General features: G+C 70.4%; 17 protein-coding genes. 10 read left to right on the top strand and 7 right to left on the bottom strand.

What is annotated here, in order from left to right; all coding sequences use genetic code 11:
* The first annotated feature begins 9 nt into the window (after window positions 1-9).
* Window positions 10-249, top strand: a complete 240-nt coding sequence (locus ACSUPR_RS19165; protein ID WP_436886075.1) for a hypothetical protein — start codon at window positions 10-12, stop codon at window positions 247-249.
* A gap of 22 nt (window positions 250-271) precedes the next feature.
* The gene (locus tag ACSUPR_RS19170; RefSeq protein WP_436886076.1) at window positions 272-421 is read left to right on the top strand and encodes a hypothetical protein; all 150 of its coding nucleotides are present in this window, start codon (window positions 272-274) and stop codon (window positions 419-421) included.
* A gap of 956 nt (window positions 422-1,377) precedes the next feature.
* Here the strand turns inward: ACSUPR_RS19170 and ACSUPR_RS19175 are convergent.
* Window positions 1,378-2,454: an LPXTG cell wall anchor domain-containing protein gene (locus tag ACSUPR_RS19175; RefSeq protein ID WP_436886077.1), complete on the bottom strand. Its 1,077-nt coding sequence runs from the start codon at window positions 2,452-2,454 to the stop codon at window positions 1,378-1,380.
* A 413-nt stretch (window positions 2,455-2,867) separates the two neighbouring features.
* On the opposite strand from ACSUPR_RS19175, the gene ACSUPR_RS19180 reads away from it, so the two are divergent.
* Window positions 2,868-3,539 (top strand): DUF4097 family beta strand repeat-containing protein, encoded by a 672-nt coding sequence (locus tag ACSUPR_RS19180; RefSeq protein ID WP_436886078.1) that lies wholly within the window; start codon window positions 2,868-2,870, stop codon window positions 3,537-3,539.
* Window positions 3,540-3,634: 95 nt separating this feature from the next.
* On the top strand, window positions 3,635-4,828 hold the full coding sequence (locus ACSUPR_RS19185) for a serine hydrolase domain-containing protein (RefSeq protein WP_436886079.1): 1,194 nt from the start codon (window positions 3,635-3,637) through the stop codon (window positions 4,826-4,828).
* 643 nt (window positions 4,829-5,471) lie between these two features.
* Here ACSUPR_RS19185 and ACSUPR_RS19190 read toward each other — a convergent pair.
* Window positions 5,472-6,491 carry a DUF6924 domain-containing protein gene (locus ACSUPR_RS19190; protein ID WP_436886080.1) on the bottom strand — a complete coding sequence of 340 codons (1,020 nt, stop codon included), beginning with the start codon at window positions 6,489-6,491 and terminating at the stop codon, window positions 5,472-5,474.
* Window positions 6,492-6,671: 180 nt separating this feature from the next.
* Window positions 6,672-8,135, bottom strand: coding sequence for a DUF6177 family protein (locus ACSUPR_RS19195; protein ID WP_436886081.1), 1,464 nt, complete (start codon window positions 8,133-8,135; stop codon window positions 6,672-6,674).
* Window positions 8,136-8,283: 148 nt separating this feature from the next.
* On the opposite strand from ACSUPR_RS19195, the gene ACSUPR_RS19200 reads away from it, so the two are divergent.
* The 4 genes from ACSUPR_RS19200 (at window position 8,284) to ACSUPR_RS19215 (ending at window position 11,358) form a co-directional block, all read left to right on the top strand.
* Window positions 8,284-8,622: a hypothetical protein gene (locus ACSUPR_RS19200; RefSeq protein ID WP_436886082.1), complete on the top strand. Its 339-nt coding sequence runs from the start codon at window positions 8,284-8,286 to the stop codon at window positions 8,620-8,622.
* Window positions 8,619-8,972: a DUF6507 family protein gene (locus tag ACSUPR_RS19205; RefSeq protein ID WP_436886083.1), complete on the top strand. Its 354-nt coding sequence runs from the start codon at window positions 8,619-8,621 to the stop codon at window positions 8,970-8,972. Before ACSUPR_RS19200 ends, ACSUPR_RS19205 begins: the two co-directional genes overlap by 4 nt.
* A 65-nt stretch (window positions 8,973-9,037) precedes the next feature.
* Window positions 9,038-11,215, top strand: coding sequence for a hypothetical protein (locus ACSUPR_RS19210; RefSeq protein WP_436886084.1), 2,178 nt, complete (start codon window positions 9,038-9,040; stop codon window positions 11,213-11,215).
* The gene (locus tag ACSUPR_RS19215) at window positions 11,212-11,358 is read left to right on the top strand and encodes a hypothetical protein (protein WP_436886085.1); all 147 of its coding nucleotides are present in this window, start codon (window positions 11,212-11,214) and stop codon (window positions 11,356-11,358) included. Before ACSUPR_RS19210 ends, ACSUPR_RS19215 begins: the two co-directional genes overlap by 4 nt.
* 7 nt (window positions 11,359-11,365) lie before the next feature.
* Here ACSUPR_RS19215 and ACSUPR_RS19220 read toward each other — a convergent pair whose 3' ends face one another.
* Window positions 11,366-11,755, bottom strand: coding sequence for a hypothetical protein (locus ACSUPR_RS19220; protein WP_436886086.1), 390 nt, complete (start codon window positions 11,753-11,755; stop codon window positions 11,366-11,368).
* Between the two features lie 535 nt (window positions 11,756-12,290).
* On the opposite strand from ACSUPR_RS19220, the gene ACSUPR_RS19225 reads away from it, so the two are divergent.
* Window positions 12,291-12,461 (top strand): DUF397 domain-containing protein, encoded by a 171-nt coding sequence (locus ACSUPR_RS19225; protein WP_436886087.1) that lies wholly within the window; start codon window positions 12,291-12,293, stop codon window positions 12,459-12,461.
* A 454-nt stretch (window positions 12,462-12,915) separates the two neighbouring features.
* On the opposite strand, the gene ACSUPR_RS19230 is transcribed toward ACSUPR_RS19225, so the two are convergent.
* Both ACSUPR_RS19230 and ACSUPR_RS19235 read right to left on the bottom strand, forming a co-directional pair.
* Entirely contained in the window at window positions 12,916-13,278 is a 363-nt protein-coding gene (locus ACSUPR_RS19230) for an ArsR/SmtB family transcription factor (protein WP_436886088.1), read from the bottom strand.
* A gap of 40 nt (window positions 13,279-13,318) precedes the next feature.
* A complete protein-coding gene (locus ACSUPR_RS19235) occupies window positions 13,319-13,558 on the bottom strand; it encodes a hypothetical protein (protein WP_436886089.1) in 240 nt (79 codons plus the stop codon).
* 156 nt (window positions 13,559-13,714) lie between these two features.
* Here ACSUPR_RS19235 and ACSUPR_RS19240 point away from each other — a divergent pair, with 156 nt between their 5' ends.
* Window positions 13,715-14,911, top strand: coding sequence for an MFS transporter (locus tag ACSUPR_RS19240; protein WP_436886090.1), 1,197 nt, complete (start codon window positions 13,715-13,717; stop codon window positions 14,909-14,911).
* A 58-nt stretch (window positions 14,912-14,969) separates the two neighbouring features.
* Here the strand turns inward: ACSUPR_RS19240 and ACSUPR_RS19245 are convergent, their stop codons facing one another.
* The gene (locus ACSUPR_RS19245; protein WP_436886091.1) at window positions 14,970-15,632 is read right to left on the bottom strand and encodes a TetR/AcrR family transcriptional regulator; all 663 of its coding nucleotides are present in this window, start codon (window positions 15,630-15,632) and stop codon (window positions 14,970-14,972) included.
* Window positions 15,633-15,793 lie beyond the last annotated feature (161 nt).

Consider the following 15,793-nt stretch of genomic DNA (forward strand, 5'->3'; position numbering starts at 1 on the left):
GGAGGCGCCGTGCCGGGCAAGCGTGCACGACGGGAACGCGAGCGCAGGCGCGCCCGGGAGTCGGCGGAGCGGCACGCGGCGGGACGCTGGGAGGTGCTCTTCGAGACGCCGGACGCGGCGGAGATGCGGGCGTTCCGCGAGCGGGAGAGGGAGCGGCTGCGGAACCACCGGTACGAAGACCTGAGACTGGACGTCCTGTGCCTGCGCACGGAGGCGTGGTACCGGCTGAGCGTCTTCGTTCCCGAGTGATCGGGGTCCCCGCATATCCGCGTTGAAATCCGCGCAATCCGCCGAGTGGGAGGGCGCCGGGGGCCAGCGCGGCCTGCTCATGATCGAGGAGTTGTCCACAGCCTGGGGATACTCGCCCGTCTGTCCGCTCGGGGACCTGGGCACCCACACCTGGGCCACCTTCACCCGGTGACCACCCGGCGGGCTCCCCGGCACACCGGGGAGCCCGCCCCTCGGGGCGTGTGCCCTTCCCGACGTGTCAACGCTGTCGCGGGCGGAGGTCTCCTGTCCGGGGTTCCCGGCACGGTCGGAGGGCGCATCATCTCCCACGACTCCAGGTGGAGCAGGCGGGCACCACCCAGGCCCCAGACCTCCGGGGGCGAAGGCCGCGGGCGGGTCTCCCATCCCAGGCCAGAGGGGTCAAGGGAAGAGGAGGCCGGGGCTTCCGCCGCAGGGTTCGTGCCCGTTTCTGGAGTCCCTGGCCCCAGCCGGAGGACGTCTCTCGGCCCCCGCCCCAGGGGGTGACGGCCGCAGGAGGGTTCGCCGCCCCAGCCCCAGGGGGTCGGGGGAGGAGGGACCGGGAGCTGTGCCGCAGGGGGTGAGAGGGAGGGGGAACCTCGGCCCTGGCCCCAGGGGGTGGACGGACTTGGAGGTTTCCAGGAGGGTCACCCCTTGGGGCGGGCGGTCTGTGGTCGCTCCCGGCAGCAAGCGTTGGTCTCCAAAAGCTCAGCCGCTTGGGAAGGTACAGACTGCGGAGCGTGGGCCCGTCCCGCCGCAGTCGGCGTGCGGCAGAGCGCCGGGCCGGTGCGTTCGACGGGCGTGCCGGGTGGTGGGGGTTTACGGGGCGGGTGCGCGCGAGGCCTGCCCCGCCCGGCCACACAGGTCCACGGAGGAAGGGTCCGCCTGCGAACCCGCCGGTCGCACCCGACCTCGCTTGTAACACCGACCACAGACGCCGTAACCCGCACCTGAAGTGCGTCCGTCCTCCCGAACCTCGAGCAGGCGCCCGGAGTCGTTCTCGGAGATGCCGGACCACGCCATCGGGGCGATCGACCGGCCGCCGGCCCGGTCGACGGGGCGCCGGATGGCCAGCGGGCCCGCACCTCGAAAGGTGCGGGCCCGAGCGGGACGGTCATGTCAGGAGATCGGTCAGACCTGTGCGTCGTCCGTCCGGCGGCGGCGACCCAGGATCATCGCACCGGCGCCGACCAGTACGGCGAGCAGGCCGCCCACGGCCGGGACGGCGACCGAGGCACCGGTGCGCGGGAGTTCGGGCTGCGCAGGGCGCTCAGGAGACTCAGGCTTCGGGTGTTCCGGCTTCTCCGGTGTTCCGGGCTTGCACGGTTTGCCGTTCTCGCTGCCTTCGCACGGTTCCTCGGGTTCTTCGGGCTTGCAGGGTTTCCCGGGCTTTCCGGGTTTGCCGGGCTTGCAGGGTTCCTCGGGCTTGCCGGGCTCTTCGGGCTTGCACGGTTTGCCGTTCTCGCTGCCTTCGCACGGCTCTTCGGGTTCTTCGGGCTTGCAGGGCTTCCCGGGCTTTCCGGGTTTGCCGGGCTTGCAGGGTTCTTCAGGCTTGCCGGGCTCTTCGGGCTTGCACGGTTTGCCGTTCTCGCTGCCTTCGCACGGCTCTTCGGGTTCTTCGGGCTTGCAGGGCTTCCCGGGCTTTCCGGGTTTGCCGGGCTTGCAGGGTTCCTCGGGCTTGCCGGGCTCTTCGGGCTTGCAGGGCTTCCCGTGCTTGCACGGTTTGCCCTGCTGCTCAGATTCTCCCCCAGGTTTCCCGGGCTTCCCAGCCTCCTCAGAGTCCTCGGGCTCCTCGGGCTTCCCAGGTTTCTCAGGCTGCTCGGGTTCCCCGGTCTCGGGAAGCTGCTCCCCGGGCTCTTCGGGCTTCTCGGGCTTGCCGGGCTTTCCGGGTTCCGGGTAGTCCCTGTACAGCTCGGTGAACTTGTGCGTCTTGTCCAGAGGGAACCCCGAGAGGTCCGGGAGCGGCGTGCCGCCCAAGGCCTCCTCCGTCGCCCGGTCCAGGTCCACCGGCGTTCCGCTCTGCCCCTGCGAAGCGGACTCGGGGACCCTCTCCTGGGGCCCCGGGGTGTCGTGGGCGAGAGCGGGAGCCGTGGTCCACAGCAACGGTGCGATGAGCACAGCGCCGGTGAACGTGGCGGCCGCGCGGATGAGGTTGCGAGCACTCAAGGCGCCGGGCGCCTTCGGTGCTGATTTGGAGCAATGGTCCATACCCGAAATCGTCGACAATGAGTTGCTTAAAGTCACTCTCGACTACTGCGAGTCACGCAAAGATGTGGAAAACACTCATCCAGGACGGCGAATCATGCCGGATCGCCGTTCGTGTCTCGGTATATCGGAGCCCATCGGGGCGGATGCCGTCGTTCCCTCGGTCAGCCACCGCCGGATGCCGACGTGTCGCCCACTGCGCGAGTCACATCGGAGGAGGGAGCTCCGCGTAGCGTTCGATTTTCCTTCATTGCAACACGCGACCGCGATTCATTGCATTAGATTCACAGCTGTTGCAACGATTTTGGCTCCAAGACCTGCTGAAACAAAGCTTCTTCGCAACAAGTATGTTGCCAGATATTCAAACGCAACGTAGCGTTTCCATCAACAGAAACTTCGAAGCGAAGGAATGCGCCATGCAGCAGCGATTCGACACCACCGCCTCCGTCACCACCATCCTGGACCTCGCCGCCGGACACGTCCGCCTCATCGCCGCCGACCGCGCGGACACCACCGTCGAGATCCGCCCCGCCGATCCCGCCGAGAGCCGCGACACCAAGGCCGCGGAGCGCATCGAGGTCACCTGCGCCGACAACGTCCTGCGCATCCAGGACCCCGAGGCCCGCGACCGGACCTTCGGGCACCCCGGATCCGTCGAGGTCACCGTCCACCTGCCCGCCGGCTCCGACGTCCAGGCCACCGCGGCCGCCCTCGGACTCCACAGTGAGGGCCGCCTGGGCGAGGTCACCTTCGACAGCGCCCAGGGCCCCGTCCGACTCGGCGAGACCGCCGCCGCGCGCATCACCCTCCAGGACGGCGACATCACCCTGGCCGGTCCCAGCGGGCCCGGCCGCCTCACCACCGCCCGCGGGGACATCCGCGTCGAGCAGGCGGGAGGCACCGGAGCCCTGGAACTGCGCACCCGCTCCGGCGACATCACCGTCACCGCGGTCCCCGGCGTCTCCGCCTCCCTGGACGCGGGCACCTCCTACGGCCGCATCGACAACGCCCTCAAGAACGACGGCACCGCCGCACTCGCCATCACCGCCACCACCGACCACGGCGACATCGCCGCCCGCAGCATCTGACCCGCGATCACATCCCCCTCCAGCGCACCCCTCTCCCAGCCCCGCCCCCTTCCGATCCCACCCCTCTTCCACCCGGCCCCCTGAAGGAGCACGTCATGCCCACCACTCCGATCACCCCAACCGAGCCCACCACCCGGACCGCCTCCGGTACCACCCCCACTCCCACCACCCCCACCACCGCTAACGCCACCGGACCCGACCGCCCCGAGCTCCAGCAGACCATCGAGGACATCGTCGGCCTCGGTTTCGGCGGACTGCAGATGCGCGTACACGACGAGAGAGGCTCCTGGGTCGGCAGCGCCGGTGTGCGCGAGTCCGGCATCCAGGAGGGACCACCCACCGACGGCCACTTCTGGATCGGCAGCACCACCAAGACCTTCGTGGCGACCCTGGTCCTGCAACTGGTCGCCGAAGGACTGCTCGGGCTGGACGACCCCGTGGCCGACCGGCTGCCCCGGTTCGGGCTGGACACCCGGATCACGGTGCGGATGCTGCTCCAGCACAGCAGCGGGCTGTACAACTACACCGGCGAGCTCGAAGCCGACGGGACGTTCGTGCCGGGGATCGACGCGACGGGCAGGGCCTGGGCGCAGAACCGGTTCCGCAGCTACCGGCCCGACGAGCTGGTGGAGTTCTCGCTGGCCAGGCCGGCCCGGTTCGAGCCGGGGGCGCAGTGGAGCTACTCCAACACCAACTACACGCTGGCCGTGCTGCTGATCGAGGAGGTCACCGGGCACACGTACGCCGAGGCGATGCGGCAGCGGATCCTCGACCCGCTCGGGCTGTCGGGCACCGTGGTGCCGGGTGACTCCCCGGACCTGCCCGAGCCGCACGCCCACGGTTACTTCCACTACGAGGAGGACGGTGAGCGGGTGACGGTCGACGTCACCCGCCAGAACCTCTCCCTGCTGGTCGGCGCGGGTGACATGATCTCGACGACCCTGGACCTGCACACGTTCTTCAGCGCCCTGACGGGCGGTCGGCTGCTGCCGGACGCGCTGCTGTCCGAGATGTGCGAGCCGCACCCGGACTTCGGCTACGGCCTGGGGCTGTTCGTGCAGGACCTGGGAGAGGACCGCGGCACGATCCTCCACCACAACGGCAGCCCTCCCGGGGGCTACGGGGCACTGATGCTCGGTACCCCGGACGGCGTGACGACCCTGACCGGCTCGCTGACCATGGGCGACGCGGCGATCAACCCGGCCGAGGTCTTTCCCGGGGTGCTGGAGCGGCTCATCGGTGAGGTCTTCGTCGAAGGCCGGGCCGAGGAAGCCACGCAGGCCGGATAGCCGAACGCGGGTCCCGTCGCGGACCCGCGCGGCGGACGGAACACCGACCGGGCCGCGCCGGACCCACCGGGTCCCGCGCGGCCCGCGCCCGTGTCACAGCCGGAGCGGCCCACCGCACCGGACGACGCCGGAATCGCGCGGCTCGCACGGCTCGCGCGGCTCGCACGGCTTGCGCGGCTCGCACCTGCCAACGCCGGCTCGGCAGGGCCGTGGTCGCCGTCGGGGACAGCGCCCCGGACCCCGCAGCGGGGGCGGGAACCCCCCGCACGACCCCTGCCCCGTGCAGGCCCTTCCCCGAGGCGGCCCTTGCCCGAGGCGGGCCGGCCTCCCGCTTCGCCCTTCCTCCCACCGGTCCGGCCCGGTCCCGAGCGGCCGAGCATGCGCGGGACGGGCCTCCCGTGCACCGCCCCGGCTCTGGTCGGCCCGGCAGCGCACGCGGAGACGACGGCACCTGGGACCGATGTGCCCTCCCGGGTGGGGTGGCTCCCGGGCCCGATCGCCGTCGGCCCGGTCTCGCCCGCCCACTCGCCCCCGCCCCGGCCTCGCGTGCGCGAGGCCGGGGCGGGCGCCTCTCAGCAGCCGGAGGGGGCCGCTCGCCGCCGCCTCACCGCCGGCCCGCTGTCAGGCCGCCGTTCCGGCGCACTCACACCGGCCCGGCGAGGCTCGCAGCCCGACTGTCCATGAAGTCCTCGAGGTCCATGTTGGAGAGCGCCAGGTTGACCACCATGTTCCCGAGCTGTACGGCGGGCAGCCGGAAGGCGCACCCCGGGCGGCCCCACAGCGGCACCACGACCACGGGGTGTTCCGGGTCGCGCATGGTGGGGCCGTCCGCGATCAGCACCACATCCGGGGCCTCCTCCCCGGATTCCCCGGGGACGGGCTGCACGGCGGCCATCAACTGCTCGGGGGACGCACCCTCGAACACCACGTCGTCCACGAAGTCGAAGTCGGTGCCGAAGTCGTCGACGATGTCGCCGAACCACTCCGGCCCGGGATGGCGCACCGATTCCACCACCGCACTCCAGGCGGTGTCGTCGGTGAAGTCGGTGCGCACGAGCAGGCCTTCTCTCCCCTCGCCGGGCGGGGGCAGGGGCCGGGCCGGGGGCTCGTAGCGGGGCGCGGGGTCGAGTGTCTCCAGCCCGGCGCCGACGGGGTCGGAGAAGTCCCCATCCTCCTCCCCGTCCACAGGGGACCACTCCTCGAAGCCCTCCAGGGTCAGCTCCGTGAGGGGGTGGTGCAGGACCAGATGGACGAGCGCGGCCAGCCGGGGCGAGATCTGGAACGCCTCCCCGCCGGAGGGCCGGAAGGCGACCAGCGGTCGCAGCCGGGGATCGGCCGCCGTCGCGTCGGTGACGAGGAGGACCAGGTCGGGCATCCACGTCCCCTCTCCGCCCAGGGCCTCGCGCACCTCCTCGGGGGCGGCGTCCCGCCAAGCAGGGGCGTCCACCGCGAGCAGCAGGCGCCGGGGTTCGCCGGGCGGGACCGCGGGCGGCTTGTCCAGGTCCGGGCCGACCACGGTCAGCCCGGGGAGCGGGCCCATCCGGGAGAGCACGTCGGCCCATGCGGCGTCGTCGCCGCCGGTACGGAGCAGCAGCGTGCCGAACACGCGCGGGCCGTCGTCGGCCGGAGGCAGGGGGAGGAAGGGGCGGGAGGGACGGGACATCAGAGGGGGCACCTCGCGGAGGGGAGGGGAAGGGGCGCCACCGTTCTACCGGCGCCCGACGACAGTCACGTGTCCCCCGCGCGAACAGCCGAAGTGTGCACCGGCGCGGACTTTTCACAACCGACCAGCCCCGCTTCGCTCCCGCAACCGGCCATGCATCCCCGCCCGCGGGCGCCTCCGCTATTCGGACGACCGCCCTCGGCTCGGACCGCCCATGGGCGGCAACGCCCTGGCCAAGTGCAGGGCCTGGGCCCGCGCGAGCTCGGCCGATCGCAGTGCTCCCGCGTCGTCTTCGGGGAAGGGGAACCAGACAGGGCATGCGTTCCCCCCGCCGAGCGGAACACCCTCCACCGGCCCGCACGAGAGCCCGTCTCCGAGCCTTGCCGCCTCACGGGGGCCGACGGCCATTCCGACCGTGCCGGGCACACCGGTCCAGCGTGCCTCGCAGGTGGTGTCGGCCCGCCCCCGCGACTTGCGGAACCACACCTGGGAGAGCAGCCCTTCAGCGGCCAGGGCCTCCACAACCGAGGCGACCTCTTCTGCAGAGGGAAACCGCTCGCCCGGCCCGTATCCGATGACCAGCGAGATCTGTTCCCGCGCCCGTTCTCCGCTCCACTCCACGCGCAGACTTCCTGTGAACGACCTCTTCGCCTCCGCCGGAGCAGAGAAATGGAAACGGCCCGAACGGGGGAAACGGCTCCGGATGAGGCGGACGAGCCGCTCCCTGTCCCAGGGGGCCAGGGCGGGTTCATGGGTTCCCCATCCTCCTGGAACCGCACCGGCCAACAGCCCGGTGAGGATCTCCACGCTCCGCCCGAACGGGGGCGCGAAGGTTCCGCGATGGTCCACGGTCAGATTGACGAGGAGCTGGAGACCCTCTTCGGAAGAAGAGTCGAAGCCCTCCACGGCCCGGAAAGCGGCGGGATCGGTCACTGTGGGGACGAAACCCTCTCCGTCGTCCCAGCGCAGAGGAACACCGGAGGATCCGTCGATGTACTCCTCCTCTGCGGTGCGCACGACCCACCGTGCCTTGGGCATGGACATCAGGGTGCGCAGTGCATAGGTCAGCCGCGCAGATGCGGGCGTCAGCAACTGGAAGCCGGGGCCGCGCAGACCGTGCGAGAAGAGCGCATCCGTGATCCAGCTGGACAATGGGACGACGTCGCGGTCCTGTGCGATGACGAAGGTGCTGCCGGCGACGCGTTCCACGGCCGGGTGGCCGCTCACGGCTCCGGTGTGCTCCGAAGGGCCAGGGTCCTCCCAGGGGCCGAGATCTCCGGGCCCGGACGTCCACACGCTTCCACCCATGCCCAGGGCCAGAGCGTCGGCGACGCGGTGGGCGGCATCCCGGCCCTCCTGGTCGGGGCGGGCTCGCAGCTCCACCCACCAGCAGGGATCGGGCAGGCCCCACACGGCCTCCTGTCCGAGCAGCCGGGCGACCTCAGCGCGGGAACCGACCGACTGCGGCGGTTCCAGGGTGACCAGCGGACGTCCGGCGGGGTCGCACAGCCGCAGGATGTTGCCTCCGCTGAGGGCATCCAGGGACCGGCCGGAACCGGCCTGCCTGAAGGCCTCAGAGACCGCCTGCGGGTCGGGCACGCGGGCGGTCAGCGCCACGACGTCGTAAGTCACGGAGGTCTCCATCGGTTCGGGGAGTGCGAACGGCGGTGCGCCGAGGGAACTCCTGCGTGTACGGCCCGGGCCACCCTCTGTCGCAGCCGATCGGCATAATACGCCCGAAGAGATAACGAAGATCGCTTATCCCATTGAATCTCATGAAAGGGGGGTCCGCATGAAGTTCGACCTGGTGGAACCGGGTTCCTGGGACGAGCAAGAACCCGAACGGGCGCCTCTCGGCCCACCGGAGGCCCGGTTCTCCGACCGTACGTTTCCCATGCTGTCCTGGCTCACCCAAGAGGAGCAGAGTGAGCGGCTGAAGGACGGTTTCACCTCCCTGGAAAAGCGTCTGACCAGGTCTTTCGAAAGGCTTCGTCCGGCGCTGTCCCGTATGGAGGCGGCGGTCATCCGTGCACAACAGGAAATGGCCGGAACCGGCCATGTCGAGGATGCCGAACTCCCGGAGGGATTTCGTGCCGAGCGGTTCTCCGGGGTACGGGAAGGAGCCCGATGAGTACCTGGGATATCGATCCTCCGGGTGTGGGCGGGGTTCTCACCGAGGTCTTCACCACTCTCGGTGACGGCAGCGGTGACGCCCTGGACGGAACGATGAACACCATGGCAGAGGAGATCCTCGCCGCCGCGACGGCCTCGTGCAGCGCACCGGTCCAGAACGAGCTCTACAACTTCCTGGAGCACTACAGCGGTCTGGCCGAAGCGATGGTCACGAGGGCCGGATCCGCGATGGAGGGGTGCTCTCTGGCCGTGGACGCCTATCTCGCCGGTGACCTGGAAATGGCCGAGGAAGCCCAGAACAACGCGGGCGTGGTCGACAGCGTCGACCCGATGCACGCACCCCACTGATCCCGCTCGGCCCTGTACTCGCCGTCCCTCCGCCCCCATCCCGCCCCCTTCAGGGAGCCGACGACGTGCCCCCCATCGAAGAGCGTGTTCCCCAGGCCGACCTGAGGAATCAGCAGCCCCTGGTCCTGGATTACACGGCCCTCATCCATCCGCCCGCGATCCCCTCGGTCCCGGCTTCACCGGATTCCCTGGAAGCGGCGGCGTCCGCCATGCGCACCGCGGCCGGGGAGATCTCCGAGGGCGGTCACAGCGTCGAGGCCTCCTGGCAGGGGTTGCAGGAGCACTACAAGGCGCCCGAAGCGGAACGGCTGTACTCCGTGATGGGGCCGGTGGCGACCAAGGGCGATGCGGTCGGCGACGACACCGCGGTCGTCGCCGATGCCCTGGAGACGTTCGCCGAGGAGGCCCGCACATCCAGGCAGAAGCTCGAAGGGCTCCGCGAGCGGGCGTGGACACTCTACGAGAAGTGCAAGGACAAGGAGCACTGGCACCTCAACCCCGTTGACTTCATTGAGAACGTCATTCTGAAGACCGAGGTCAACCGTGCGTGGGGGACCTACCAGGAAGCGGAGCGGAGCTGCGCCCAGAGCATCGCGGGGGTCACCGGCTCGGGGACCGACTACGTGGCGGCGGGGCACGCTGGCGACGGGGTCAACACCTTCGTCTACGGCATCGATCCCGACGACGTCCCTTCCTACACGCTCGACCCGTCACTGGAGGGCGCGGACCGGCTCTGGGACCTGATGGGCAAGTCCAACGACCTGACCTGGCACCTCGTGGTCCACGCGGACCTGCCCTGGATCCTGGACCCCGCACGCGACGGGGCCATGGCCCTCTGGGACGGTTTCGGGCCCACGATGCTGTGGGACATGGGGGTGTCGGCCGTGGTGGCGGCCGGCCTGTGGACCGAGGACCGGGGGTGGGCATCCTCCCCCTCGGAGGTCGGGAACAACTTCGTCGACCACAAGGTCGATCTGGTACTGAGCGCCGCGGCCATCACAGGGCTGTACGGGCAGCAGGGGTTCATGAACCCCTTCGACGACGACTCCCGGGACGGGGAGTTGTGGTGGGAGAACATCAAGGACGCCTGGGGGCCGGTGCTCCACGAGCAGTTCCCGTGGACCGAACTGGAGGAGCGTCCGGCCTACGCCTGGACCACGGGCGGGGCCAACGCGGCCGTCGCCCTGTTCACGGGCCCGATCGGGTGGAGCGTCAAGGGGGCGACCCTGGCGAGCACGTTCCTGCGCGGTGACTTCCTCCCCGACGCGGGTGGAGGAGGCCGGGACGGATTCGACAGTCCGTTCACGACCGCCTGGGCGGACGGCCCCGGTGGCGGGTCGGGTTTCGGTTTGCCTTCCTTCGTCGTCAACAACCTGGGCGACTACTCGGAGATCACCGAACGCATCAGGGGCTTCTTCACGGAGACGTCCGGTCCGGCCAACTTCCACTCCCCCGACACGCCTCGCTCCGAAGCTACAGAAACCAACAGTGGTTTCGACTCGGATCGGTCACCCCAAAACGGCGGAAGCGAGAATCCCGAGCAGAATCATTTCACCTCGAATGGCGACGAGTCGGTCGGACCCGGTGCTGACTATTTCCATGATTCCAACGACGGCTCGGAAAACTCTGACGATCTACATGCCGGATGGGCCTTTCCTGTCAGGGTGGATGAGTCCATCTCGTCGGACCTGCTAGGAGAGATTCGGGTTTCGGTGGACCTCTTGAGTCAGGTTCATCGTTTCCCGGACGACATGTCCGAAATAACATTCAAGCGCAATGAGCTTCGCCCGGGAGCCAGTGGGGAGTTCGTGCCTATAAAGAGGTTGATTATTCTTGATCCAAGTGATGAATATGTGAGAGAAGACATCGTTCATGAAATCGGACACGCGGTGGACCAGGCTGGCGATAGGACGACCCGTCTAGGGCTGGGGTCAATGTCGGCAAGGCTGTCGCCGGCGATGAGGAATTTTCTGGAAGTGGTAAAAAATTCACCAGAATTTCAAGAGATCAATAGTCAGCCAAGGTCTCGCTATGTGGAATACCTCACCTCGCCGCAGGAGCTGTTTGCGCGGAGCTATTCCCAGTGGATCACTGGAAAGACGGGAGATTCGATGCTTCGGGAGAAGCTTGATATCAATCGCTCCCTTCCGGGGTTTGACAGAAATCGCCAATGGAGTGATGATAACTTCAGGCCGATAGAAGAGGCGCTCGAGGGCGTCTTCAGAGAATGGGGTTTGCTGTGATCGTTCCTGTGGAAGACCCGGAGAACTACTCTTTCGAGGAGCTCGTTGCCATGTACGAGGAGCTCGGGCTCAGCAAGGCGCAGGCTGAGGCGCACGCCGACATCCTGAAGAACCCGGATCCGGAGGGACGCGAGACATACTGAGAATTTTTCATCCTACGTCGCGGAGTTGAAGGGCGGGCACGGCTCGGGCGTTCTCTCCAGTCCGGTGCGGGCAGCAGCGTAGGCGGCGCAGGGCGTCCCAATTCTTGAGCTGTGGCGATCGCACGCACGCACGCACGCTCGCTCGGTGAGCGGAGCTTGGCGTGGGCGGATTCGGCGTCTTTCCTTCGCTGCGGCTTGCCGCGCCCCTTGAACGAGCAGAACACCTCGTCAGAGAGCCCACGTAGCCCTTGTCGCCCAGCCCGATCAGTCCCGCAGCCCCGATGCGCTCGGCGATCTTCCATACCCGGGCGGCCTTGATGTCGTGCACCGCCCCGGACAGCGACCAGGAGGTCCACAGTGGTTCGCCGTCGGGTGTGGCCATGACCTGGATGTTCATGCCGTGCCGCCGGTCTGGGAACCGTGATGCTCGACTGGGCGGGTGACACAGCACGCAGCCGGAGAGCCGGAGCACTGCGGCTGGACTGTGTGTGCTTCAACGCGAGGTTGCGCACCTACTACGAGGCCCGGGGTTTCGCCCACCGAGGTGATGTGGTCGTGGGCGGGACCCCCGGGCAGCGGTAGGACGAGGGTCCTGTCACCCGGGTCAGCCGGTACGAACTCGGCTTGTGGGTCGGCTGATCGTTCCCGGCCGACCAGGCGCGCTTCGTCCCGGCCGCGGTGCCGGTGGCGGGCGTCGCGCCAAGGCCGGGGAGCACGCCGCTGCGGAGGAGCGGAGGTGCGTGACACCAAGAACCGCGAAGTGGGGCACCTGACCTTCGCGTCCATGGAGTGGGTCGCGGCTCTCGCCGCTGAGAAGTAGCCACTTCCACGCGGGCCCCGGGGTTTCCCGGGGCCTTCGTCATGTGCGGGCGCCGTTCGGGAAGGGGGAAGGTGAGACTTGAAGCGACCCTCTGCAGGCCCCTGGAGCGGTGATGAACCACCCGACCGACTGGCACAAGAGCAGCTACAGCGGTGATTCCCTGAACTGCGTGGAGACCCGGGAGCACGCGTCCGGTGTTGACGTCCGGGACACCGGGCACCGCCGGGACGGGTACCTCACCTTCGGCTCCGCCGAGTGGGCCGCCGTCCTGGCGGCCGAATAGTCCCTGTGGCGCGGGGCTCCGGGAGGCCTTCCGGCCGGGGCCGGCGCCGCGGGTCCGTGCGGCTTCCACCCCCGCGACCGCGGGAGGGCATGGGGTCGTGCACGTTACCGCCGCCTGTTGGGAGCAACGGCTCGTTCCCAGGCGGACCCTTGCCTCCCGCCCCGGATGGCTGGGCGCGCACGCCTCGCGCGCACCCGGCTCCGGCGGTACACCCCCGCCACTCGGCACGGGCGCCCGACGCACCGGACCGGCGGTCTGCCGGACGCCGACTGCGGCCGGGGCCGGGCCCGCGCTCCGCGGGCCGCCGTTTCCAGGGGGCTGAGCTCCTGGAAGCCTTCAGTACTGTTCCACCCCCTGTGTCCGGGGTGGGCGGTTCGCTTCCGGTCGGGGCCGGGGTCCCGGGCGGGTGGGAGACCCCCTGTGCCGGGGCGGGTGGTTCGGCCTCCGGCCGGGGTCACTCGTGGAAGGGCTCGCCGGTGACGACGTGGTCCGCGTGGTTGAGGGCCTCCAGGACGAGGCGGCGCAGGTGGCCGTCGGCGAGGCGGTAGATCACGTGGCGGGACCGGCGCCGGGACTCCACGAGTCCGGCCAGGCGCAGTTTGGCCAGATGCTGGGACACCGCCGTCCGGGAGGCGCCGCAGGCCTCGGTGAGGCGGCCGACGTCCGCTTCTTCTTCCTCCGCCAGCAGCCACAGCAGGTGCAGCCTGGTCTGGTCGGCCAGCAGGGCGAACACGCCCGCCGCCACGGCCAGCCGCTCGGGTTCGGGCGGGGCCGGGTGGATGAGGCTCGGGGCCTTCTGTTCGTCGCTGGTCCGCATGTGCGCAGTCTAGGGGGAGCGGTTCGCCCCGAGGCCGTGATCAGTGGCCGCCGGGAGGCGGCGAGGACGGTGCGGTGGTCGGCCGAGGCCCGGTCGCCGGTGTCCGGGCCCGGGTGAGGCCGAGCGCCTGCAACCGCTTGCCGAACTCCGTCGCCGCGCGCTGCAGCTCCGGCGGTGTCCCGTCCTCGGACCCGCTCGCGGGCCCTCCGCCCCGCCGTCCCGGGAAGAAGCCCGCGGCGGCGCCGAGCGCGATGGGCGCGGGCACGAGGAGGGCGGCCATGGGCCCCTGTCGAGGCGGAGGGCGGATGTCCACCCCATGGGCGCGCCGGGTGCTCCGGGCGGTTCCCCGTCGAACCGAATGATGGGTCATCAGGTGCGTACTTGCGCACATGTATGATTCGGGAGATCCGCTCCCAGTTCCCGGAGGTGTCCCCTCATGTGGCGCGTCCTCGCCGACTTCCCCGCCTACCGGCGCATGTTCGCCGCCCAGGTGATCGCGCTCGCCGGAACGGGCCTGGCCACCGTCGCCCTCGGCCTGCTCGGCTACGAACTCGCCGGGGAGCGCGCCGCGGCGGTCGTCGCCACCGCGCTGACCATCAAGATGGTCGCCTACGTCGGCGCGGGTCCCCTGCTCACCGCTGTTCTGGTGCGGGTCCCCCGGCGGACCGTCCTGGTGGGCGCCGACGCGGTCCGCGCGCTCGCCGTCGCCGCGCTGCCCTGGGTCGACCAGGTGTGGCAGGTCTACGTCCTCATCGCCGTACTCCAGTGCGCGTCGGCGGTTTTCACCCCGGCCTTCCAGGCGGTGATCCCCGAGCTGGTGGACGACCGCGGCTACACGGGCGCCCTGGCCCTCTCGCGCCTGGCCTACGACCTGGAGGCGCTGGCCTCACCGCTGCTGGCCGCCGCGCTGCTGGTGCTCGTCCCCTTCCACGGCCTGTTCGTGCTCACCGCGGTCGCCTTCGCCGCCTCCGCGGCGCTGGTGCTCACCACCGCGCTGCCGCGCGACACCGGAGACCCGCGCCGGGCCGCCGCCTCGTGGCGGGTGTTCGCCACCGACCCCCGCCTGCGCGCCGTCGTCCTGCTCGACCTCGCCGCCGCCGTGGTCACCGCCCTGGTCCTGGTGGACACCGTGGTCCTGGTCCGCGCCCACCTGGGCGGCACCGACGCCGGGGTGGCGGTGGCGCTGGCGTTCTTCGGGGCGGGTTCGATGGCCGTGGCGTTCGCGCTGGGCGGGCTGGTGGACCGGTTCGGCACGCGAAGGCTCATGCTCGCGGGCCCCGGGGTGCTCGTCGCCGGGGCGGCGGTGCTCACCGCCGGCTGGGCGCTCGCGCCCGGCATGGCGGTGCTCGGGGCCGGCTGGGTGCTGCTGGGCGTCGGCTGCTCGCTGATCGCCGCCCCCTCCGGCCGGGTGCTGCGGGACGCCGCCCCCGAGGGCGGCCTGGCCGGGGTGCTCGCGGCGCGCTTCGCGCTCTCCCACGCCTGCTTCCTGGTGACCTACCCGCTGGCGGGCTGGGCGGGCGGCGTGGCGCCGGTGGCGGTGTTCGCCGGGGCCGGGGCCGCGGTCGCGGTGTGCGGAGGGGCCGCGGCGCTGCTGTGGCGCCCGCGCGTGACGGGGGAGCCGGTGGGCGGCTGACCCCCGGAGGGGGTGCGGGGCCGCCCCGTGTGCGGCAGGGCGGCGTCTCCCCCGGCGGTCAGTCCGGGATGCCCCAGCCGGGGCCGATGGCCTCGGGGACCAGCTCCAGCTGGCGCATGAAGCTTTCCAGGAGCCCGTCGAGCCCCGGGGCCCCCGTCCGCTCCCACTCCTCGTGCCCGTTGGAGAGCGCCGCGAAGAAGATCGCCGCCACCAGCTCGGGCCTGGGGTCGGCGGGGCCGATGCCGGCGCGCAGGGCGATCGCCTCGGCCAGGCGGGCCTGTCGGCGCCGGCAGTAGACCATCCCGGTGCGCACCAGTTCGGGGCTCTCGGCGATGATCTCGGCCGCCCCGCCCTTGAAGTGGTGCATCGCCGTCCGGCCGAGCGTCTCCCAGTGGTCGCGCATGGCGTTGCGCAGGGCCTCGAACGGCGCCTCGTCGGCGGGCCGGGCCAGGAGGTGCTCGATGAGCACCTCGTCGACGCTCCCCATCGCCTCCAGGACCACGTCCTCCTTGGTGGGGAAGTACCGGAAGAACGTGCGCTGGGAGACCCCCGCGCGGGCGGCGATCTCCTCGGTGGTGGTGTTCTCGTAACCCTGCTCGTGGAACAGGCGCAGTCCCGTCTCGATGAGCGCCCTGCGCGTGCGCGCCTTCTTCGCCTCGCGCAGTCCCGGGCGGCAGTCCCCGGCGGCCTCTCCGACGGCGTCGGGGCTCATCGTGCTCATGGACGCGCCTCCCGTTCACCCGTGTCCACCCGTGGTGTCCCACGGGTTCCACCCGAGGATACCTCCGAGGCGATGTGGTGTCAGTCACTGTAAAAAGGCAGTGGCTGACAAGTGGCAGTCACTGTCATAATCTCGGGGCAGACGATTTCCGAGGGGGACCC

Source organism: Nocardiopsis dassonvillei, from assembly GCF_964273065.1.
GTDB classification, from domain to species: Bacteria; Actinomycetota; Actinomycetes; order Streptosporangiales; family Streptosporangiaceae; genus Nocardiopsis; species Nocardiopsis dassonvillei_B.